26 protein-coding genes and 2 pseudogenes are annotated in these 20522 nt (G+C 40.6%); 21 read left to right on the forward strand and 7 right to left on the reverse strand.

What is annotated here, in order from left to right:
* Positions 1-378: 378 nt before the first annotated feature.
* The 4 genes from LEP1GSC058_RS17665 to LEP1GSC058_RS17680 all read left to right on the forward strand — a co-directional run bounded on the left by LEP1GSC058_RS17665 (position 379) and on the right by LEP1GSC058_RS17680 (position 1986).
* Positions 379-660 carry a type II toxin-antitoxin system RelE/ParE family toxin gene (locus LEP1GSC058_RS17665; RefSeq protein ID WP_016551334.1) on the forward strand — a complete coding sequence of 94 codons (282 nt, stop codon included), beginning with the start codon at positions 379-381 and terminating at the stop codon, positions 658-660.
* 8 nt (positions 661-668) lie between these two features.
* Positions 669-971 (forward strand): HigA family addiction module antitoxin, encoded by a 303-nt coding sequence (locus tag LEP1GSC058_RS17670; protein WP_039948782.1) that lies wholly within the window; start codon positions 669-671, stop codon positions 969-971.
* Between the two features lie 297 nt (positions 972-1268).
* Positions 1269-1568, forward strand: a complete 300-nt coding sequence (locus LEP1GSC058_RS17675) for a nucleotidyltransferase family protein (protein WP_016551355.1) — start codon at positions 1269-1271, stop codon at positions 1566-1568.
* Entirely contained in the window at positions 1561-1986 is a 426-nt protein-coding gene (locus tag LEP1GSC058_RS17680; protein WP_039948783.1) for a HepT-like ribonuclease domain-containing protein, read from the forward strand. The genes LEP1GSC058_RS17675 and LEP1GSC058_RS17680 overlap by 8 nt, the downstream gene beginning before the upstream one ends.
* Here LEP1GSC058_RS17680 and LEP1GSC058_RS17685 read toward each other — a convergent pair.
* Positions 1920-3133 (reverse strand): IS3 family transposase gene (locus LEP1GSC058_RS17685; RefSeq protein WP_156860729.1). Its coding sequence is split into 2 segments (ribosomal slippage): positions 1920-2791 and positions 2791-3133, totalling 1215 coding nucleotides; the frame shifts between segments, so codons are not numbered across the junction. The genes LEP1GSC058_RS17680 and LEP1GSC058_RS17685 overlap by 67 nt on opposite strands.
* A 298-nt stretch (positions 3134-3431) precedes the next feature.
* Here LEP1GSC058_RS17685 and LEP1GSC058_RS17695 point away from each other — a divergent pair.
* Genes LEP1GSC058_RS17695 through LEP1GSC058_RS17705 form a run of 4 tightly spaced genes read left to right on the forward strand, consistent with a single transcriptional unit; the run spans position 3432 to position 5061 of the window.
* The gene (locus LEP1GSC058_RS17695) at positions 3432-3971 is read left to right on the forward strand and encodes a hypothetical protein (RefSeq protein ID WP_016551314.1); all 540 of its coding nucleotides are present in this window, start codon (positions 3432-3434) and stop codon (positions 3969-3971) included.
* Between the two features lie 20 nt (positions 3972-3991).
* Entirely contained in the window at positions 3992-4174 is a 183-nt protein-coding gene (locus tag LEP1GSC058_RS20400; protein ID WP_198014432.1) for a hypothetical protein, read from the forward strand.
* Positions 4171-4668 carry a hypothetical protein gene (locus tag LEP1GSC058_RS17700; protein WP_016551083.1) on the forward strand — a complete coding sequence of 166 codons (498 nt, stop codon included), beginning with the start codon at positions 4171-4173 and terminating at the stop codon, positions 4666-4668. Before LEP1GSC058_RS20400 ends, LEP1GSC058_RS17700 begins: the two co-directional genes overlap by 4 nt.
* A complete protein-coding gene (locus LEP1GSC058_RS17705) occupies positions 4669-5061 on the forward strand; it encodes a hypothetical protein (RefSeq protein ID WP_016551146.1) in 393 nt (130 codons plus the stop codon).
* A gap of 218 nt (positions 5062-5279) precedes the next feature.
* On the opposite strand, the gene LEP1GSC058_RS17710 is transcribed toward LEP1GSC058_RS17705, so the two are convergent.
* Both LEP1GSC058_RS17710 and LEP1GSC058_RS17715 read right to left on the reverse strand, forming a co-directional pair.
* Entirely contained in the window at positions 5280-5489 is a 210-nt protein-coding gene (locus LEP1GSC058_RS17710) for a CopG family antitoxin (RefSeq protein WP_039948786.1), read from the reverse strand.
* Positions 5486-5776, reverse strand: a complete 291-nt coding sequence (locus LEP1GSC058_RS17715) for a BrnT family toxin (protein ID WP_016551343.1) — start codon at positions 5774-5776, stop codon at positions 5486-5488. The genes LEP1GSC058_RS17710 and LEP1GSC058_RS17715 overlap by 4 nt, the downstream gene beginning before the upstream one ends.
* A 439-nt stretch (positions 5777-6215) precedes the next feature.
* Between LEP1GSC058_RS17715 and LEP1GSC058_RS17720 the strand changes: the two genes are divergently transcribed.
* The 9 genes and pseudogenes from LEP1GSC058_RS17720 to map all read left to right on the forward strand — a co-directional run bounded on the left by LEP1GSC058_RS17720 (position 6216) and on the right by map (position 13909).
* Positions 6216-6497 carry a BrnT family toxin gene (locus LEP1GSC058_RS17720; RefSeq protein WP_039948787.1) on the forward strand — a complete coding sequence of 94 codons (282 nt, stop codon included), beginning with the start codon at positions 6216-6218 and terminating at the stop codon, positions 6495-6497.
* Positions 6418-6723: a CopG family transcriptional regulator gene (locus tag LEP1GSC058_RS17725; RefSeq protein WP_232224739.1), complete on the forward strand. Its 306-nt coding sequence runs from the start codon at positions 6418-6420 to the stop codon at positions 6721-6723. Before LEP1GSC058_RS17720 ends, LEP1GSC058_RS17725 begins: the two co-directional genes overlap by 80 nt.
* 483 nt (positions 6724-7206) lie before the next feature.
* Positions 7207-8410: pseudogene (locus LEP1GSC058_RS17730) on the forward strand (IS256 family transposase).
* A 190-nt stretch (positions 8411-8600) separates the two neighbouring features.
* Entirely contained in the window at positions 8601-10367 is a 1767-nt protein-coding gene (locus LEP1GSC058_RS17735; protein WP_016551324.1) for an AIPR family protein, read from the forward strand.
* A 445-nt stretch (positions 10368-10812) separates the two neighbouring features.
* Positions 10813-11004 carry a type II toxin-antitoxin system RelE/ParE family toxin gene (locus LEP1GSC058_RS20090; RefSeq protein WP_232224740.1) on the forward strand — a complete coding sequence of 64 codons (192 nt, stop codon included), beginning with the start codon at positions 10813-10815 and terminating at the stop codon, positions 11002-11004.
* Positions 11005-11015: 11 nt separating this feature from the next.
* Positions 11016-11303 carry a HigA family addiction module antitoxin gene (locus LEP1GSC058_RS17740; RefSeq protein WP_039948789.1) on the forward strand — a complete coding sequence of 96 codons (288 nt, stop codon included), beginning with the start codon at positions 11016-11018 and terminating at the stop codon, positions 11301-11303.
* A 321-nt stretch (positions 11304-11624) separates the two neighbouring features.
* Complete coding sequence (locus LEP1GSC058_RS17745) at positions 11625-12191, forward strand: dihydrofolate reductase family protein (protein WP_039948790.1); 567 nt, start codon at positions 11625-11627, stop codon at positions 12189-12191.
* A gap of 314 nt (positions 12192-12505) precedes the next feature.
* Complete coding sequence (locus LEP1GSC058_RS17750) at positions 12506-13063, forward strand: dihydrofolate reductase family protein (RefSeq protein WP_039948838.1); 558 nt, start codon at positions 12506-12508, stop codon at positions 13061-13063.
* A 102-nt stretch (positions 13064-13165) separates the two neighbouring features.
* Positions 13166-13909: a type I methionyl aminopeptidase gene (map, locus tag LEP1GSC058_RS17755; RefSeq protein WP_016551345.1), complete on the forward strand. Its 744-nt coding sequence runs from the start codon at positions 13166-13168 to the stop codon at positions 13907-13909.
* 84 nt (positions 13910-13993) lie between these two features.
* On the opposite strand, the pseudogene LEP1GSC058_RS17760 reads toward map, so the two are convergent.
* Positions 13994-14423: pseudogene (locus LEP1GSC058_RS17760) on the reverse strand (dihydrofolate reductase family protein); the annotation flags it as partial.
* Positions 14424-14850: 427 nt separating this feature from the next.
* Between LEP1GSC058_RS17760 and LEP1GSC058_RS17765 the strand changes: the two are divergent.
* On the forward strand, positions 14851-15294 hold the full coding sequence (locus LEP1GSC058_RS17765) for a VOC family protein (protein ID WP_039948840.1): 444 nt from the start codon (positions 14851-14853) through the stop codon (positions 15292-15294).
* A gap of 294 nt (positions 15295-15588) precedes the next feature.
* On the opposite strand, the gene LEP1GSC058_RS17770 is transcribed toward LEP1GSC058_RS17765, so the two are convergent.
* Positions 15589-16101 carry a VOC family protein gene (locus LEP1GSC058_RS17770; protein ID WP_016551167.1) on the reverse strand — a complete coding sequence of 171 codons (513 nt, stop codon included), beginning with the start codon at positions 16099-16101 and terminating at the stop codon, positions 15589-15591.
* Between the two features lie 488 nt (positions 16102-16589).
* On the opposite strand from LEP1GSC058_RS17770, the gene LEP1GSC058_RS17780 reads away from it, so the two are divergent.
* The 3 genes from LEP1GSC058_RS17780 to LEP1GSC058_RS20210 all read left to right on the forward strand — a co-directional run bounded on the left by LEP1GSC058_RS17780 (position 16590) and on the right by LEP1GSC058_RS20210 (position 19225).
* Positions 16590-17930, forward strand: a complete 1341-nt coding sequence (locus LEP1GSC058_RS17780) for an ATP-binding protein (protein ID WP_016551300.1) — start codon at positions 16590-16592, stop codon at positions 17928-17930.
* 112 nt (positions 17931-18042) lie between these two features.
* The gene (locus LEP1GSC058_RS17785; RefSeq protein ID WP_016551138.1) at positions 18043-18639 is read left to right on the forward strand and encodes a class I SAM-dependent DNA methyltransferase; all 597 of its coding nucleotides are present in this window, start codon (positions 18043-18045) and stop codon (positions 18637-18639) included.
* Between the two features lie 346 nt (positions 18640-18985).
* Entirely contained in the window at positions 18986-19225 is a 240-nt protein-coding gene (locus tag LEP1GSC058_RS20210) for a hypothetical protein (RefSeq protein ID WP_156860730.1), read from the forward strand.
* Between the two features lie 195 nt (positions 19226-19420).
* Here the strand turns inward: LEP1GSC058_RS20210 and LEP1GSC058_RS17790 are convergent, their stop codons facing one another.
* Together LEP1GSC058_RS17790 and LEP1GSC058_RS17795 are read right to left on the reverse strand one after the other, a co-directional pair.
* On the reverse strand, positions 19421-19903 hold the full coding sequence (locus LEP1GSC058_RS17790; RefSeq protein WP_016551344.1) for an SRPBCC family protein: 483 nt from the start codon (positions 19901-19903) through the stop codon (positions 19421-19423).
* Positions 19890-20219, reverse strand: a complete 330-nt coding sequence (locus tag LEP1GSC058_RS17795; protein WP_039948842.1) for an ArsR/SmtB family transcription factor — start codon at positions 20217-20219, stop codon at positions 19890-19892. The genes LEP1GSC058_RS17790 and LEP1GSC058_RS17795 overlap by 14 nt, the downstream gene beginning before the upstream one ends.
* Positions 20220-20522 lie beyond the last annotated feature (303 nt).

Consider the following 20522-nt stretch of genomic DNA (forward strand, 5'->3'; position numbering starts at 1 on the left):
TAAGAAAACAGAAAGAGAAGCTAAAACTCAAATTAGATAGTATTCAAACGCTACAAAGAACCGGCTGAGAACCTATTGCCCAACTTCGCATAACTACGCGGCTCCGTTCCGCTCAAGATCGCTTTGCGACTTTCGCTCCAGGCTTCGCCAAATTCGGCTTTGTCACTTCGCTTGCAGTGGCAAGCTCGCGCCAAGTGCTTCGCACGCGCGGAACTTCGACAATTATCTTTCGTTATACGCCATTTTGAAAAATGATATTTTTAACTAAAATTCTTTAAAATTGAACTTTTAACGGGGTCTATTGATCAGATTACCAATTTTGGTCATTTCATCAATATTCCTGCTTGACAATAATAACGGGATGCAGGAATATAAGGTGTGATAAATTCCTTTAAATCGAAGGAAACAGAAAAGATCTGGAATCAGGAGTTTTCAAAGAAACTTCCGAATCAAATTCAATTTATTGCTTATAGAAAATTAGTGATGATTGCTAGATCGAAGCAAATTGAAGATCTTAAAATTCCTCCTTCAAATCATTTGGAAAGACTCTCTGGAGGTAGGGGAGGACAATATAGTATTAGAATCAACAATCAATGGCGGATTTGCTTTAAATGGAAAGATGGCAATGCCTTTGATGTTGAAATAGTTGATTATCATTAGAGGTAGTTATGAAAAAGATTCCAAATGTGCATCCTGGTGAAATTTTACACGAAGAATTTCTTTTACCTATGAATATTACTGCATACCGGTTGGCTAAAGAGACTAAACTTAATCCAACTAGGATTAGTGAGATTATTCATGGTAAAAGGGGTATATCTGCTGATACAGCTCTAAGGTTCTCAAAGTTTTTTGGCAATTCGGTTGAATTCTGGATGGGTATCCAGGATGAGTATGAGATTCGTGAAGAAAGAGAGCGAATTTCAGGCGAATTGAAAGAAATCAAAAATTATAAAGAATTAATTAGCGCTTAATCCCTTCAAAACGGCGTATAACTACTACGCATTGTCGCGTCGCTTCGGGATCGCTTCGCGACCCTCGCTCCAGGCTTCGCCAAATTCGGCTTTGTCACTCGTCTTGCAAGGCAAGTCTCGCGCCAAGTGCTTTGCACGCGCCGAACTTCGGAGCCGCTCTTTCGTTAACCGCCATTTAGCAAAATCGTACCGGAAGCCCTAAAAAGAGAAAAAATTACCTCCAGAATCCTTATTTAGCCGGTTTAAGCTGATATTCCAAGTATTGACTTTTTCTCCCACAATTTGAATATTTTACATATGAAGGTAGAAACCAAACAGGACTTGATTCAGAAACTTTCTGAAATTAAACCTAAACTGCAGAATGAATTTGGCGTTCTGAAAATTGGTATTTTTGGTTCTTTTGCAAAAGATCAAATCACTTCAAACAGCGACATAGATGTCTTGGTTGAGATGAAGAATCCAGATTTTGATTCTGTGGCCGGTTTGCAGATCTTACTCGAGAAACTCTTTGAAAGAAATGTGGATTTAATTAGAAGAAGAGATCAAATAAAATCTTCATTTCTAAACAGAATTCAAAAAGACCTTATCAATGTCTGAAGAAATAAGAGAAAGATTCGAATTCATTTTAGAATCTCTTTCTCTTACCGAAACTAGATTTAATAAAATAAAATTTCCAGACGATCTGATAAGTTCTGAAGAAGGATTAACAATTCTTGATGCAATAGCGATGAGACTCCAAGCTATTGGAGACAATGTTAAATCTATTATTAAGTTAGATAGTAAGTTCCTTAATAATTATCCTGAAATTGATTGGGAGAAGATTATGAAACTGAGAGATGTTATTTCTCATCATTATGAAGGACTTGATCACGAAATTATATTTAATATTTGCAGAGAAAAATTGGGGACCCTTAAAACTTCTGTTCTTCTTGTAGTTACCCCCAAAAATCATACAACCAAGGCTAGCTCAGATTCAATAAATTCCTTTGGCGACATCATGTTGAGTCCTTTATGAGGAGCAAATTTGTTGTAGTCGTCAACCCAATTGTGAAGTTTCTGAAGAACTTCCTCAGCACTATCTAAACTGTTTACATAAGTGTAATCCCTCTTGAATGTCTTTACAAATGCCTCTGCCATGCCATTACTTTCGGGAGAATAAGCCGGGGTGTTACAGACTTCGAATCCCAAACTTTCTAAAAAATTTACCGTTGCTAACGCCGTATATTGAGGACCGTTATCCGATAAGAACTGAGTGGATGGGGCTTTCGAATCTCCGAATCTTTGCTCCTTAGCTTCAAAGACCATGTCTCTAATCATTTCTCCGTCGATTCCAATTGTGGAACCCACATAGTTGATGATTTCTCGATCATGGCAATCCATCACAAAGGCTACCCAGACAAGACGTCCGTCCCAACAACGAATACCCAAGATATCAGAACACCAACGTATATTGCTTCTAAGCGCAATGATCTTGCCTTCATGAGTTCGTTTCGGTCGAGGAGCGTGGCGCTGTAAGAGAAGGTGGTTTTCCTTCATGATTTTATAGATCCGCTTGTGATTCACGCGAGGAAGGCCTTTATTCTTATTGATCCGATTTACAAGTGCTGTTACTCGAGGATATCCGTAGGTCGAGCGAATTTCACAAACTTCAAATACGGTTTGTTTTACGTATTCTTTGAATTCGTTCACAGATTTTTTCGTTCTACGAAAACTAGCCTCATAATAAAAGATCGATCGGGACACTCCTAATGCCTCGGCTATTCTTGTCATTGGAAACCTTCGATTCCTTCTAATGGCTTTTGCGAGATCAGTTTTTTTTTACGAGCAAGGATGACCGCTTCCTTGAGTATCTCCACTTCTTCCGTCTTGCGCCCAAGTAGTCGTTCTAAGATCTTTATCCTTTGCTCAAGTTTTTTGACTTCTGACTCGGGAACCAGATTCTCTTCGTTCTCGATACCTTTGTTTGCGCCGCTTTCCATAAACCGCCTCCACTGGAAGAGTTGATTTGGTGCTATATTATGCTTTCTCGCAACTAAGGAAACAGAATTTCCCGGCTCGTAGGTCTCTAGGATGATTTGTTCTTTTTCCCGAACCGACCACCTGCGTCTTCGCTGAACAGATGTGATTACGTGAACCGTTTCATTACTACTAGTATTATTCATAGTATTACTCCTATCTCTAAGAAGCTAACTTCGCTGTACGGTTTTAAGTGGGGTAACTACACTTCTTATATTGGATAAGCTAAACGGCGGTTAACTACGGCTCGGCCACTTCGCTTCGGGCTTGCTTCGCAACCCTCGCTCGGCCTACGGCAAATCCAGCTTTGTCACTCGTCTTGCAAAGCAAGCCTCGCGCCAAGTCCTTCGGACGCGCGGAACTTCGACAATTATCTATCGTTAGGCGAAATCGCATGAGAATATTATTTTCCAGAAATTTAAAGTTTATCAAATAGATACGAATATGATCGAATCGAAGTATTGGAAAGAGGATTTAAAAATTCTTGTTAAAGACCTTTCACCTAAGCGTAACCCAAAGAGGATTTCGGGAAAAGCTTTGGCTGTCATGGAGAAAAGAATCGTTATTTGTTTCCTAATAATTAGAAAGTTAATGGAAGCCAAATCGAAACTAACTCAAGCGATCTACAAATATAAAGATATCATCACTTATTACCCAGTAAAGGCTGATGCGCGTATTACTAAACTAAACGATATTTTTTTGGAAAGACATTATGATTTAGATTCCCCTCGAGAGAAAAAGGTAGATATTAGATTTATTTGCAATCAGCTTATTCATAATGAAATTTTCTTTCTCGTAAGAGATGAAAATAGGAATTATTATAATGTTTTGGTATGTTCGGAATATGAGCAAAGAAAGGCATTATATGAGATTTCAATTGAAACTATATCTAAGATTTTATTGGTAGTCGCTGATAATAAGCAAGAATCAATAATTTATACTTTTGATGACCGCCTTGGTGACTATGTAATTAGTAGTAAGTAATTTGTGCGAAGGTTGTCGTAATGCGACTTCGGCTAACTATCGGCTCTGACGCTGCGCTTCAGGATTGCTTCGCAACCTTCGCTTGGCCTCCGGCACATTTCGCTTTGTCACTCGTCTTGCATAGCAAGTCTCGCGCCAAGTCCTTCGGACTCGCGAAACGTCGTCAAGCCTTAGTCGTTAGGCGCCATAAGGAAATTAAATGAAAGAAAAACTTGCAATAGTTCTGTTAGGACATCAAGAATCTGGAAAATCAATGACTTGGATTAATTTATTCCAAAGTAATGTAAAAACGGGAAAATATATTCGCGATTTAAAACTTAATAATGAAGAGTATGTTAATGTTTTTCTAAAAAATGGTTCATTCGAAGAACGTGAAGAAGAAATTGAAGATATGTCTTTTCTTGAAGAGATTGGTATATTATTAATATCTGTTCAATACATTGAACATGGGATTAAAACTATAGATTACTTAATTGAGAAAAATTTCGGCATAATTATTCAATGGTTAAATCCTGGATACAAGGACTCTGATGTAAGATATTTTGATTATCTCGGCTTAATCGATCGTTTTATTTCTAAAGGTGTAACGATTCAAATTAGAAATGGTAAAGAAGACCCTTCGGAAAGAGTCAATGAAATTAAAGGCTTTATCTATGGTTGGGCAAAGCAAAATGACTTAATTTTAAGGTATAGTTAAATGGAGATATTTTCGCTAATAAGTAATGTATTCTCAATTGCCTTGGCAATTATATCTATTTGGTTTGCATTTCATTCGATAAAAAGTTCAGAAATCCAATTTATCCAAACCAAAAATACGCTGCAAGAAATTGTTGAAAGGTCTACAAAAACGGAAACGATTGTAGGTATTCATTTTGAAAAATTAATGAATACAGTATTGAATATCGTTAATAATGCAACTTCTTCACCTGAAGTTAAACAGGCTGAGCTTGCGCTAAAAGAACAAGAAAATGATCTATTATTCCAATCAAAAATTGTTGATATAATAAACTCTATTCTATCTTCAGGAGATCCAAAGAAACTAGATGAAATAATAGAAGCATTGCATAAACTTAAAAGGTTGTCTAATTAATTCCTTACGGCGTCTAACTATCGGCTTGTCGCTGCGCTTCGAGATGCTTCGCACTCTCGCTTGGCCTTCGGCACATTTCGCTTTGTCACTCGTCTTGCAGAGCAAGTCTCGCGCCAAGTCCTTCGGACTCGCGAAACGTCCTCAAGCCTCGGCCGTTAGGCGCCATAACGCTTGAAACGAATGCCGGACATCCTTGTCCGGCTTGATTTGATAGATTCTTATTTCCAGGAAAGGTCGATTTTTTTGTGTTTTGAAGCACACTCAGCTAAGTATAAATTAATTAGATTTTGATAAGGAATACCTGTTTTATCAGATAGGCCTTTGAAATAACCTATTGTATCAACATCAACTCTGATGGTAATAGGCTTTCTTAATTTCTTTAAGTAAGGGTTTTTCTTTGATTTTGAAAAATCGTATTCTTTTTTCATAAAAATGCCTCGTATTGTTTAGATTCAGATTTTGTAGCTTTTCTTGCAGAAATAATTCTAATTACGTCTTTAGATGATCTGTAGCAGTGTGAAACCATAAGTAAATTCAGTTTATGACTAAATCCAAGAATGATAAATCTTTCTTCCTTATCAGAATGATCCGGATCATTAATAATCCTAGCGTTTTCGTCATAGAAGACTGTTTTAGCTTCTTCAAAAGAAATACCGTGCTTTCTTTTATTGGAAGAGTTTTTTGTTGAGTCCCATTCAAAGTCGATTGACGACATATGTATGATAGCAATATACTATACATATATTTGCGGTCAATAGGAATTTTAAAGAAAATTAAGGTGTAGGGGATTGACAGGGCGCCATCCGTGGCGCAGCAACGCGTTACAGGCGCCTAACTTCGGCTCGGCCACTTCGCTTCGGGCTTGCTATGCAACCCTCGCTCGGCCTTCGGCAAATCCAGCTTTGTCACTAAGCTTGCAAAGGCAAGCTCGTGCCAAGTCCTTCGGACGCGCTGGACTTCGGCCAGCCTTATTCGTTAGCTGAACAGTCCCGTGACATTTTTTGTGAATCAATAGCGGGCATCCTTGCCCGCGCTCAAAGTTTTAGACTCGAGGTTGTGTAATGAATATAAGAATTTTCAAATTTATACATACTATTATATGTATAAAAATATGTATTGACAAGATGCGCATACCTTTTATACTATCTACGTAGATGGAGTTTGAGTGGGATTCTGCCAAAAACGATGAGAACCTACGAAAACATGGTTTAGATTTTTTCGAAGGCCAACGAGCATTTTTAGACCCCAAGCGTGTAATATCAATTGATATGGCTTATTCATCTGAAAATGAAAAGAGATACTTTTGTTTTGGATTAGTTGATTTGTTCGTAGCAACTATAAGATTTACATATAGAAATGATAAAATCCGGATCTTTGGAGCAGGATACTGGAGAGAGGGTAAGAAAATTTATGAAAAAGAAAATAAAATACACTGACGCACCGTCTTTGATTTCTTCGTCCATAAAGTCTTCAATGGTTGTTGATGACTTTTTGCCGCCTCCTAATAAGCTTATCTTAAAAGAAGAAAATTCAAAAGTAACGATTACTCTCAGTAAAAAGAGTATTTCATTCTTCAAAGATCAATCAAAGAAATCAGGAATTCCATATCAAACGATGATTAAGAAAGTCTTAGATTTATATACTGATCACTATGCTAAGTAACAGGAAATTACTAACCTTGCTGCCATCCTTGGCTTGATTTTTAACTCTTTAGGCACGGGACCGTCGGCTAACTAAAAATTGTCGCAGCGCTTCGGGATTGCTTACGCAACCCAGGCTTGGCCTTCGGCACATTTCGCTTTGTCACTCGTCTTGCAAAGCAAGCCTCGCGCTAAGTCCTTCGGACGCGCGGAACTTCGACAATTATCTATCGTTAACCGCAAGTTTTGGGCCCAACTCTCGGTAGACGGATAGCGAGCCTCCATGCTCGCGCTTCAAGGAAAAAATGCAAGATTACGAAAAATTAGAAATCAGTGAAGCCGTTTCGAAAATAAACAAATCAATATTTCTACCGGATATTCAGCGAGACTTTGTATGGAAGCCGATAACGTCCTAAATATTTCGCACATTTAAAGATCTAAAGAAAGGCTCTCCTTGCCAATTGAGATTGCGACCAAACAAATTTCAAAAGAGGAGAACTCCCCAATGAGGGCAGAAGAAGATAAAAGCCACCTGAAAGTGATCCAAGTGGATGAGACCTCAACTCAAGAAGGACTTGAACGAGCTCGTAAGAGGTTCAGTAGAAGAAACCCTGAACGCTCTTTTAGATGAAGAGGCGGATAAACTTTGTCAAGCTTCGAAGTATGAAAGAAGCCCGGATCGAGTTGATACACGAGCAGGTTCTTACAATAGAAACTTCGAAACAAAAGCCGGAAAAGTAAAGTTAAAAGTTCCGAAACTTAGAACAATTCCGTTTGAGTCGGCTATTATCGAAAGATACAAACGTCGGGAGAGTTCGGTAGAGGAAGTTCTCATGGAAATGTATCTAGGGTATCTGTTCGGAGGGTTGAAGACATTACGGAAACACTCTAGGGAACCAAGGTTTCTCCTTCTACGATTAGCAAACTCAACCAGAAAGTCTTTGTTCAAGCTGACGAATGGAGGATTCGTCAGCTTACCGATGAATATCCTTATGTTTAATTGGATGGATTATATCTCAAGAAATCTAGGGGAGGCGAAGTTCGCAACGTAGCGATTCTAATCGCTATAGGAGTCAACTCTGAAGGCTACAGAGAGGTTTTAGGCTCCATGGAGAAGGAGCCAGGAAGATAAGGACAGTTGGTAGGCTTTCTTGAAGCATCTAAAGGATTGAGGACTGAAAGGAGTGAACTTAATAATCTCCGATAAATGTTTAGGTTTAGTGGAATCGCTTCCTTACTTCTTTCCGGAATCCAAGTGACAAAGATGTGTAGTTCATTTCTATAGAAACGTATTTGGAACGGCTCCGAGAGGATCGTTTAAAGTTATTTCTCAAATGTTAAAGGCAATCCATTCTCAAGAGAACAAAGGCGAGTCTTTGAAGAAAGCTAACTTTGTCGTAGAACGATTAACGGAAATGAAATTAAAGGAAGCGGCTAAAGTAGTTTAGAATGGAATCGAGGAAACTTTAGTCTACATGGACTTTCCTTCCGAACATTGGAGAAAGATACGAACAAATAATCCTTTGGAACGAATCATCAAAGAAATCGAGAGGAGAACCAAGGTTGTCGGAGCTTTCCCGGATGGCAAGTCCGCTCTAATGTTGGCAACCGCTCGCCTCAGGCATGTTGCCTCCACAAAATGGGGAACCAAAAAGTATGTTGACATGAAGAAGTTAAAAGAGTTAAAAATTTCAAAGCTCACGGCTTAACGGTCATTGAGAGCCTTATCTGAAATTCTAATTGTGCGAAACTTTCAGGACACTATCCCAGTGCTTTCGCACTCGCGAAACGTCGTCAAGCCCTGTTCATTAGCCGAAATGGCGCGCAAGGACGGCCGCCATCCGTGGCGGCCGGTCTCCGTACTTCGCGATCACTGAATCAAACCACGGGAGAAACAACATGTTTGAAAAGATTGTCACAGAAATAAAGGAACCCTTCTACCAACAACATTTTGCCAATGATGGGCAGCGGTTTGTCGCTTGGTATTTGAGGAACGTACACTTGCGGGACATGAATGAGACGCGGGACGATATCACGGACGGGGCGGACGATAAACAGATAGACGCCATTGTTATTGATGATGAACGCTCCACCGTCGTGGTTATTCAAGGGAAGTTCATTGGTGAAAAAGCCGTGAACGCCGAACCCCTTCGCGAGGTACTCTCTTCATGGGTGCAGCTAAGAAATCTTGTTCGGCTCCAGGAAGTCGCTAACGCGAAACTAAAACGCAAGCTGAGCGAAGTCGCGGCAGTGCTGGAAGACGAATACGAAATTGCTTTTGAGCTTTTGACAACGGGTGAACTCACGTCAGCCGCCAAGGATGATCTCGCCACGTTTCAGAAAGAGCTCGCCGAAATTGCAGAAAATGAAGACTTCGTTTGCTCTATTTCAGTAGTCGATCAAGATGAAATCAAACGCCGTCATGACATTGCGCTTGAGGCGGACAATCCACAAATCCATCACACTATAGGGCTCGCACATGTCCAGCATATGCAGTTAGAGATTGCAGGGAGCAAGGTCGTAATTGGCGCACTGCCACTGAAAGACTGCGTAGCTTTTCCTGGAATCAAGGATGGCACCCTTTTTCAAAAAAACGTGCGTCAGAGCCTGGGATTGAACAATTCCGTAAACAAGGGAATTCGAAACACTATATACGGAGATAAGTACAAGGACTTCTTCTTTTTCCACAATGGCGTGACTGCTATATGCAACAAAATAGAGATGATCGGTCCGCAGAAGGCGACGATGCGGCTGCATGGTCTCAGTATTGTTAATGGTTGCCAATCACTCAATACAATCCTCAGTTGCAGCGAGAAAGTAAAAACTTTGGATGATACATTCATTCTCTTTCGTTTCTACGAAATTCCACAGCGAGAGCGAGCCGACCGCATTAGTATAAACACCAATTCGCAAAGCGCCGTGAAACCGCGTGACCTACGCAGCAATGATCGGAGAGTCGTGGCTTTCAAGCGCGCCTTTGAGCAAAAGTATCCGACCGGTTTCTTTATCTCGAAGCGCGGTGAATCCGCACCGGCCGAAAAAGATAAACGCTATGTTCTTGATCTAGCTGACATGGCAAAGTCTCTTATTTCCTGGCATTCCCAACGGCCCAACTCAGCCCATAGCGAAACCAAGCTTTTCGATAAGTATTTCGAACAATTGTTCCGCCGGGAATACAAGCCCGAAGACGCACAAGCGTTAAATATGTGGATGCAACAAGTAATGAAAACGTGGGAACCGGCGAATCCGCTAAACTTCAATGAGAGCCTTTTGGCAATGAAAGCTTACGCCCCTGCCCACCATCTTTACGCCATTTCAATGTGCTTTGGCATTTCCAGCAACGCGCCAGAGCGCGTTGCTCCACCGAGCCACTGTTATGCCGTGGCCGCAAGCAATCAGCTTGTTGATGAGATTGTCAAAATCGCGGGCATCAGTATCAACATGGCGCTCGAAGCAGCCGCGAATGAACCGCAGCCTATAAATCGCGTTTTCAGTCCACAAAACTGGATCAAGGCAAAGACATGCCTTGCCGGAATCAACTTCGCAATCAGAAACTATTTCCAAATGCTGCCGATGATGCCTGGAGGCGCAGATATCAAAACAAGGCTCAACGCCGCGCTCGTTCTCGATTCCGCTACTTTCGAATATCGGTGGGCTGCCGATTAAAGTACCTCCGCCATCCGTGGGCTCCGGCACCCGGCGCGTCACTTCGGCTAACTCGCGTTAACCGTTAGGCTCCTTGGCTGCGCCTCCGGCTCCGCTATGGTGCTCAGCCGCCCGTTTCTCTCGCGAATCATTCCGGCTTTGCCTGTCTTCGGCCGGCACGCCTCCATTCATATTCGCTCATGCGGACGCGCGCAAATGGGGTTTAAGGCGGGATTAAATGCGCGCGCCGCACCGAACTTCGGGCACATGCTCGCTTCGCTCGCACGTCGGTTAGCTCACCACGTTATGCGGACAGTTTGGCTAATCTTACTATGAAAATAAAGAGTTGATAATGTAACCTATAGGGTTACATTTGTAACATTGATTATTTCCTTTAAACATAAGGGTCTTGAACATTTTTTGAGACGGGCAGTAAGAAAGAATACAAGCCGATCATGCGAGTAAATTGGCGAGACATCTAGATCGATTAGATTCATCTACTTCGCCGAAAGACATGAATTTGCCCGCCTACAGGCTGCATCCTCTTAAGGGACAAGAAAAGGGTAGGTGGTCAGTATGGGTAAATGGAAATTGCCGCCTTACTTTTGAATTTGAAGGCGAAAATGCTATACTGGTTGATTATGAGGACTATCACTGAGGAAAAACTTTATGAATAAGAGAAGGCCAACTCATCCCGGTGAGATTCTATTAGAAGATGTAATAAAGCCTTTGGGATTAACGATTACTGAGACTGCAAAAAATTTAGGTGTGTCTCGTAAAACTCTATCAGAAATAGTGAATGGAAAAAGTCCAGTTACGCCTGAAATGGCTGTTAGAATTGCCATTGCTACGAATACTTCAGCTGAGAGTTGGCTAAATATGCAGACAAAGTTAGATTTATGGGCTGCAATGCAGGAAAAACCTAAAAATATAATTAAATTTCCAATTTCGGCATAGCAACTTTCTTCAAGGGCCACCAGCGCATAACTACGCAGCCTCCGCTACGCTCGGGATCGCTTCAGGCTTCGCCGAATTCTGCTTTGCCACTCGCCTTGCAAAGCAAGTCTTGTTCCAAGTGCTTCGGACGCGCAGAACGTCGGAACCGCTCTTTCGTTATGCTCAATTCAAAAAATATTTTTCTAAATGAAAAATGAGAATAAGCTTTATTAAAAATGGATAGATTTGGTTTTTTCTTTTACTCTAGAACGGGATAATCTTTTGTTTTCTTTCGCTACACGACAGGAAGCGATTTATTTACAAATTTTTAAGGAAAATGTTATGAGAAAATTAATAATGTGGAATGTAATCACCTTAGACGGATATTTTGAAGGTGAGAAAAACTGGGACTTAAGCTTTCATGAACTTGTTTGGAGCAAAGAGCTTGAGGAACTCAGCCTAACTCAGTTGAATTCAGCCGACATGCTTGTATTTGGTGCGACAACATACAAAGGTATGGCAGACTACTGGACAAAGGCGGGAGAAGAGGAAGGAGAAATAGCCAAATTGATGAATGAGATTCGAAAGGTCGTCTGTTCATCAACGCTCAAAACTGCCGACTGGAACAATACGATAGTTGTAAAAGATGCAGTAGCTGAAATTTCTAATTTGAAACACCAAGGCAATGGAGATATGTTTGTGTTCGGTAGCGGTAACCTTTCCGAATCTTTAATAAAAGCAGATCTATTTGAAGAGTTTCGCTTATGCATTGCACCAGTATTTTTAGGGGATGGGAGACGTTTGTTTAATCAGGGAATCCCCTATAAAAAACTCAAACAACTTGAGGCTCGTCCCCTTTCGACGGGCGGCATCATCGTTCGGTATGCTCCGGAGAAAGAATCGAGATAATGAAAAGCAAAAAATAATTCTTTAAAAAACGAAATGGAAGAAAATAAAACGAAACCACTTGTCACGTAATTTTCGAACTGCGTTTAGATACGGCTCTGCCATTTCCCTTTGGGCTTGCTGCAACCCTCGCTTGTCCGTCGGCAAATCCGGCTTTGTCACTTCGTTCGCATTTACAAGTTCGCGCGAAGTCCTTCGGACACGCCGGATTTCGGCCAGTTTCGTTCGTTAGCACTAAGCGCCGCGCAGTATTCGATAATCGAAAATTCGCTTAATTGATACTTGAACTTCTCTGTGCAAGCCATATAACTAGACCGATGAGAAAAACTATTTTCGCAATCAATATTACCACTGATGGGTATTGTAGTCATACCGACATGATCGCTGACGAAGAGCTACATACGTATTTCACCGATCTTTTGCGTACTGCAAGCCTCATCCTTTATGGTCGGATTACGTATCAGCTAATGGTGCCTTATTGGCCTGACATCGCCAAGCGCCGATCAGAAGCAGAATCAACGAATGAGTTCGCTCGAGTATTTGACTCGCTCGATAAGGTCTTATTCTCCACAACATTGAGAGATGTGGAAGACAGGAATACGAGACTTGCGCAGCGAAACATTGCAGAAGAGGTCCTTGCTTTGAAACAGCAGTCCGGAAAGGACATTTTCGTGGGCAGTTTGAGCATTGCGTCGCAGCTTTCGGAACGCAATTTGATTGACGAGTATCGTTTCGTAGTTCATCCGGTTGTTGCTGGAAAAGGACCGCGGTTATTCGATACCGTGAGTTCGGAAAAGAGTCTCCGGTTGGATTTTCTTGGTTCGAAAATTTTTCAATCTGGAGCCGTTGCTCTTCATTATGAAAAACATATGTGAGGAGAAATGGATTTCATAAGCTGGGCAGGAAGGCCGAACTTCGGAGCCGCTCTATCGCAATTCGTAAATGGTCTAAGAGAAAGAAAATAAATCGAGGTAGTTATGTCAATTGAATCAGAAAAAGACATTATCGGCTTGCAAAAGGTCGGTAATTTAGTTGCCGAAACCATAAAACTAATGATTGCAAATGCGTCTCCTGGAATTACTACAAAATCCCTCGACAAAATTGCTCGAAATTACTTTGAGTCCTTCGGTGCACATTCCGCGCCCGAGATTACATATAATTTTCCCGGCGCAACTTGTATCAGTGTAAATCATGAAGTAGCACATGGGATTCCCGGCTCTCGCGTTTTACGCGAGGGCGATCTACTAAATGTAGATGTTTCTCTCGAACTTGAAGGTTATTTTGCTGATGCAGGGTATTCTATTTGTCTCTCTCCAGCTCGTCAGAATCTTATAAACCTTTGCAACACGTCGCACGATATTTTACTTAAAACAATTAAATCACTTCGTTCGGGAAACAAAATAAATAAAATCGGATGTACCATCGAAACTGAAGCAAAGAAGCACGGTTATCAAGTTATTAGAAATCTTACAGGTCATGGAACAGGTAGACGTCTGCATGAAGAACCTGATAATATTGTCAATTATAAAGATCCTACTGATCTAAGGCTTTTATCTAAAGGCATGGTCATTGCTGTCGAAACCTTTATTTCTACCGGTGCCAAACTTGCTATCGAATCAAATGATGGATGGACTTTGACAACACCCGATAAATCGTATGTCGCTCAATTCGAACATACGATCATCGTAACAGAGCAGGAACCGGTATTATTAACAGTTTAAAAGTGGGTCACTTCGCATAGTTGTCGGCGCTTTTGTCACACTCGAGCTTGTTTTGGGACTCTTCCTTGGGCTTCGCCACATTTCGCCTGCACGTTCGCAATTCACAATACTGACGCCGCTCGGGGAGACTTGGCTTTCGGTCACCTTGAACGCCGGGATTGTGCCATCGACAAACGACCGTTTCCCATTGCCCAAGGTCAGCGGATATGTCTTTAGCCAGAACTTATCGACTAAATCAAACCTCATGGGTGTCTTAACGAGATTCGCACTTCCATAAACGTGTAAATTCGGCCTTTGCTGCTGCTTGAGTTTCGGGACTTTCTGCACAATATCTCCTCCTAAAAATACGGAAGGCTGCCCATTCATGAGAGGTCATGGTATTCGAGGCGACGTATTTGGTCGCTTACATGACGCTTGACCATATCTCCGAACGTTGCGGTCAGTACGGCGCCAAATTTCAAAGGTTTCGCGTCCTAACAACGGATCAAAATGGCACGGTCATTTGCCTATTCATAACTGTTCTAACAACATCAAGAGTGAAAAATTCGAGTACAATAACTCTTTTCTCATGACCGAGTCCCTTATAAAATAAAATATATCCCGGCCTGATTTTGGAACAAAAGTTTGCATACGCCGATAGCAATTAGTAACAGCTTTATACCGAATGACCGATCGCGATAATAAATGCGCGATTTTATTTTGCTTGGTATCGGATAGTTAAAGCATCATAGATTCGTAGAGTTTAGTTTGGGTATTAATCTTATAAACGACACTAAGAGTAAGTTGAAACTCGAAGTGGTTAGCGTTCATCGCAATTTTGACAAAACGGCAGTGCAAATATATACGAGTAGAAAATAGAATAGAATAAAAAGGTTATTGACAATAATTTTTCTTGTAACACCTCTTACAAGCTATGATTCGATAGCCAAAAGATGAACAATATGGAAGATCCAAAAAAACAAACAGACAACTCGACTTCGTCGCCCGGCGTTGCGCCAAAGGTGACGGGAATTGGCGGCATTTTCTTTTTTTCAGATAATCTGCAGCAGACGAAAGAATGGTATGCCAAAAATTTAGGACTTGAAATCAATGAATGGGGTTCGACTTTTGAATCCAGAAACATCGACAGACCTGATGAAATAAACTCTCTTCAATGGAGTCCTTTCAAAAGAGGAGATAAATATTTTTCTCCGTCCAAAAAGGATTTTATGATTAATTACCGAGTTCAGAATATAGAAGGGCTTGTAAATAATCTCAAAAAGAACGGAGTCACCGTACTTGATAGTATTGAGGCTTCTGACTTCGGAAAATTCGTACATATTATGGACACAGACGGCAACAAGATTGAACTATGGGAGCCTATCGACAGCAAAGACGACCGCTAATCTTAACGGAGATTAATATACGAATTTGAAGCTTTGCATTACTTTCGACTTCAGTGGTTATAAGCATTGAAGTGCTTCAAATCTTATTGTGGCAAATCGTCAAGCTCGTTCCGCTTAGAATCATTGTTGCGTGGATGCCGAATTTCGGGGCAACTCGTTCGATGTCCGAAATAATTGCATCCCCCATTGCATAGGCATTTGCATCGTCAAAGCGATTTTTTTTCAGATTAGATACTTATTAGGATGATACGTTTAAATGCGTATGACTTTTGGCGATGCAATAGATATTTCATTCTAACCGGCTGCCGCTTTGAGCGCTGCAATGTCGATTTTTCGCATCTTTAGCATCGCTCGTCGCGCGCGCTCCGCTTTTTGCGAATCTTTATGTGAGATAAGTTTTAAGAGAATATTAGGTGTCACCTGCCACCACATGCCGTATTTGTCCTGAACCCAACCGCACATACTTTCTTTTCCACCGTCTACAAGAAGAGCGTTCCAATAATAATCGACTTCTTTCTGGGTATCGACGCTGATCATGAATGAGACACCCCAGCTGAATTGAAAATTAGGTCCACCATTGTAAGCGGAAAACTTTTGGCCGTTCAAAATGAAATCCGCCTGCATCCGATTTGCCCTGATAATTTTGGATTTCTTAAAAATCGATACGTAGAAATTTGTCACTTCCACGAGATCCGCATTGAACATGAGAAAAGGAGTGATGGTGTGCGATGGAGCGCCCATAAATTCGATTTTCATGTCGTCCGGTTTAGATTTTGTCGGACTGCTTTTCTTCTTTGCCTTCGCCATATATTTCTCCTTTGTCTTTGAGTAATTTGCTTGTTTGTATTACGAATTTAATATGCGCAATCGCTCGGTCGTATCCGCCAGGTAAGAAAACACCAGAGTGCACACTTAATTTTCAAAAACTTACAATGTAAGAACGGAATGGACATCATGGCTAATAAGGCCGAAAACTTCGGACAGGAGACCCGTGAAGGCTAAGGCTAATTTGAGAGTTGGCGTTCCGCATAGTTCTCGCCCGATGATCCTGCGCTTGTCTTGAGAAACGACGCGCTTGAATTCCTCAATTTTGCCTTCATGAATCTTCAGTCTTGCTAAGCTTTGAATCTCACTTATTGTTCTTAACTCCTTACATAAAGCGAACATTTTTTTCATTTGAAACTCGGAGACGTTCTTTCGGCTTCTTCGATTATACTTTTTTTTGAACTAAGTATATTATAGTTGGGAAAAAGCCTTTCTTTCTGTTTCCTTACCATTAAAATCCAAAGACCATTATGAAGAAGCCGTACATAGGTAGAATAACCGAGAAATACCTGTATTTTTTTGCGATTGTTTCAGTAGCAATCTTGATCATTGTTAATCAAGTTATCATTCATACTCTTTTAGTGGAAGTTCGGAAAGATGGATTAATCGTAAACATTGCGGGAAAACAGAGAATGCATAGTCAACGAATCACTAAACTGGCGCTAATGTCTATGATTGATCCGGGGAATTTTATTGAATTAAAAAAGGAGACCGAGAATTGGAACCGAACGCATTTTTCACTTCAACGAGGAGATGCAGAAATCGGTTTACCCGTCAACAAGTCGCCGGCTATATCTAAACTCTTCGACGACATTGCTCCTTATCAAAAAGGATTGTATTTATCGATTTCGCATCTTGAAGATAGTTCTCAGATACGCGGGATAATGGCAGAAATTTTCAAGAATGAAGAAGCGTACCTGCCCTTGATGGATTCCATAGTAGGAGTGTTCGAGAAAGAATCGAAAGTGCGTATCCAAAGGCTCGAGGTTGTTGAAATATTGCTGGCTGCCATTTCGCTATTATTACTTACCGCCGAGTTTCTATTCGTATTTAGACCGATTATTAGAGAATTAAAAGGGAGAGAAGAAAAACTCGAACGTTTGAATGAAAGTAAAGATCTGATTATGGCCACAATCGCGCATGACATTCGAAATCCGCTCAATATAATACAAATGTCTCTGGATCTTCTAAAAGAAAAAATCCCGGAAATTTCCGCTAAAAACAGGGAAACTCTTATGTATGCCCAAGAAGCTTGTTCAAGGGCAGAAAAATTAGTCCGAGAATTGCTGGAATTAGCCCAAATCGAGAGCGAAGACTTCTCCTTGACAAAGGAGATTACTCAACTTGATCCATATGTTGAACGAGTTCTGTCGCCTTTCCAATACAAAGCATCCGAAAAACATATAGAAATAAAAATTACCGTGCATCCTCCGGATCTTTCCGCCTTAATCGATCGCGAGAGATTTGCTCGAGTATTAGAAAATTTGATAACGAATTCTCTTAAATTTACGGACGAATCAGGAAAGATTGAAATCAATTCTTTTGAAGAGAACGAAAAGGTACGGCTTGAGATCAAGGACACGGGCATAGGAATTCCTGAGAAGTTAAAACAGCATATATTCGATAAATATTCCAAAGCTCGCAGAGACGGCATGCAAGGCGAAAAACCCGTCGGGTTGGGAATGTCGATCGTTAAAGCGATTGTTGAAAAACACCAAGGAAAGATTTGGCTTGAAAGTCATGAAGGACTCGGGACAACATTTCATGTTTGTTTGCCTAAGGCAAATCTAAAACCCCACAATGGAGACTAGCTTCGGAGCCAACTTTTCGTTATGCAAAACTTCTCCAAATAGAGCGGAAACATACAAAAAAAGAATCATGAAAGGCGGAAGATATTTTAACTAAATATTAAATGATGGACTAATGCAAAATAATTTATTTGATCAGATTGCAAGCGAATATGATACGAAAGAAAGACAGGAATTAGCGAAAATAATAGTTAAGGAGATAAAATCAGAGTTAAAAAATAGTAAAGATAAATCGTTATTGGATTATGGAAGCGGGACCGGATTAGTTGGATTGGAATTATCTCCATTAGTCGATAAGATTCTATTAATGGACTCTGCGGAACAAATGCTCGAGATAGCAAAAGAGAAGATTATTCGAGCTAATATGAAAAATGCTGAAGTTATTTACTCTGATTTTACGAAAACTACCTCAAGCATTAAAGCGGATATAATAGTAGTTTCGCTGGTTCTTCTTCATATTCCGGATACAAACAGGATACTAAAGCAATTCTTTTCTGTATTAAAAGAGAATGGAAAATTAATTATTGTAGATTTTGATAAAAACGAGAAAGTCAACCATCCGAAAGTTCACAATGGATTTAGTCATACGGATTTAAAATCGTTACTTACAGATGCGGGATTTAAAAAGACGGAAATAAGAACATTTTATAATGGTGAAAATATTTTTATGAATCAAGATGCCTCGCTATTGATTTCTACAAGTCTGAAGTAAATTCGAACACTAAATTCCTCTTTATCACGCATCTTGCAGGGAGAAGGTCCTGTACTATTTCATTACGATTATCTTTGGGATTATCGCTAACATGAAATCGATAATCTTACAGGGCAAAGCGTTGAAGCCAGCGATGTAGGACTCTTCGCATCCGCAAGCCGTTCGGCCTGCACTTTCGCATTACGCTTGACGGCCTCGATGAGGAGCGCATTCGCTCAAGAAGAAAATGGCCGAACTTGGGTTTGGGTCTATCGCATCTTCATATCAATTCTAATGATTTTTTCCTTATACGCAATGTTAGCATTCAATTGAGGAGACTTTTCACGAATAACGCAAAGGTAATTCGATGGACGGGTCTTTTTGGATTACTCGGAGCGCTTCCTTGATGGATTGGCTGGTTAGGTTGGGTCAGCGCAGTTACGTGCTTGTTGTCGATACCGGCGAAGTGCGGAACCGCCGTAAACACCCGGATTTTTTACAACGCCGCAGGTTGGGGACCTACAATTGTAGCGAATCTTCCTCCTTTAGTTTGGTTTTTTGGGGCGAGCCTTGCGATGATCTGCAAGAGTTATCAGCAAGGCAATAATTAGGATCTTCGTCAAACTTGGTCAAATTATTCTCTGGGTTAAACTGAGCCGCATTCTATAATAGCTCCACGCTTACTCACACAAGTTTTATGCAAGTCGGCTTTACCGCAAATGGAACGCAGCTTAATCTTTTTGCTAGACGACGTGTGAAATTCGAAAAGCAATCCCCTTCAATAATGTTTTCAGAATGTATCTTATTTACGCTTTTCCAAATATTTAGCAAGGTTGCCAAGATGTTGTTTGCCGCCCTCAATCGCACCGTATTTTTTATTCACTCTTTCCAACTCTTCTTTGTTCGGGAAAATCTGTTCCATAGTAAGATTTGTTCCTTCGCCGGATTCTTCAAATATGATTTTAGATTGGAAATGGATCTCCTTGGTACCTTCATCATCGCCAAGATGCTGATAATAAATGTAATTAGGTTTGTTAATTTCTATAAATTGAATCTTGCTTTTATAATTGTGTCCATCGGGGCCATGCATGATAAATTCCCAAATGCCGCCATTTGAAAAATCCAAACGCTTTGTCGTTATTGTAAATCCATCCGGCCCCCACCATTCGGAAAGATGTTCCTGGGACGACCATGCCTCGAATAGCAGATCAATCGATACGTCAAAGTATCTCTTATAAATGACTCTATTGCCTTCAATGATTGCTTCCACATTATTTTTTATCACGGTGTTTCTCCTTTTTGATTTTTAATACGTACTTATCCAGTCTATCTAGTCGCTTATTCCATAGATTTCTAATTTCCGATAACCAATCCTCCATTTCGTCGATTCCCGAGTTATTCAGCCTATAAATTCGTTTTTGTGCCTCTTTCTTCACTTGAAGAACCTTGGCTTCTTTCAATACCTTTAAGTGTTGTGAAATAGCCGGCGGACTCATCTTAAAATTTTGGCTTATCTCACTCGAAGTAAGCTCGCCGTTCTTTGCCACCAATTTCACAATCTCCCTTCGAGTATCATCTGCAAGAGCAGCAAAAGCATTCATTCGGACATATTGAATCATTTGCTTAATTAAGTCAACACTTAATTAAAATTCATTGAGAGGCTCTCGATTATATATTGTATAACTATCGATGCGGGCTCCATTTCATTTATGCTCGCTTCGGTGGCTTTCACTCTAGGCTCTGTCATTGATTTGGGAAGCGGGATACAGCCCAAATCCTTCAGAATTCTTCTTTTGTTACGCGAAATTATTCATCCATTCTGAGGTAAGGTGCTAAAAATCTATTTTCTCTTTTTCATATCAACTTTCAGATGGCGGCTACAAACTTCCGCAATCTTCGAGCCT

Origin of the sequence: Leptospira fainei serovar Hurstbridge str. BUT 6 (genome assembly GCF_000306235.2) — a bacterium.
In the GTDB taxonomy this organism is placed as follows: domain Bacteria; phylum Spirochaetota; class Leptospiria; order Leptospirales; family Leptospiraceae; genus Leptospira_B; species Leptospira_B fainei.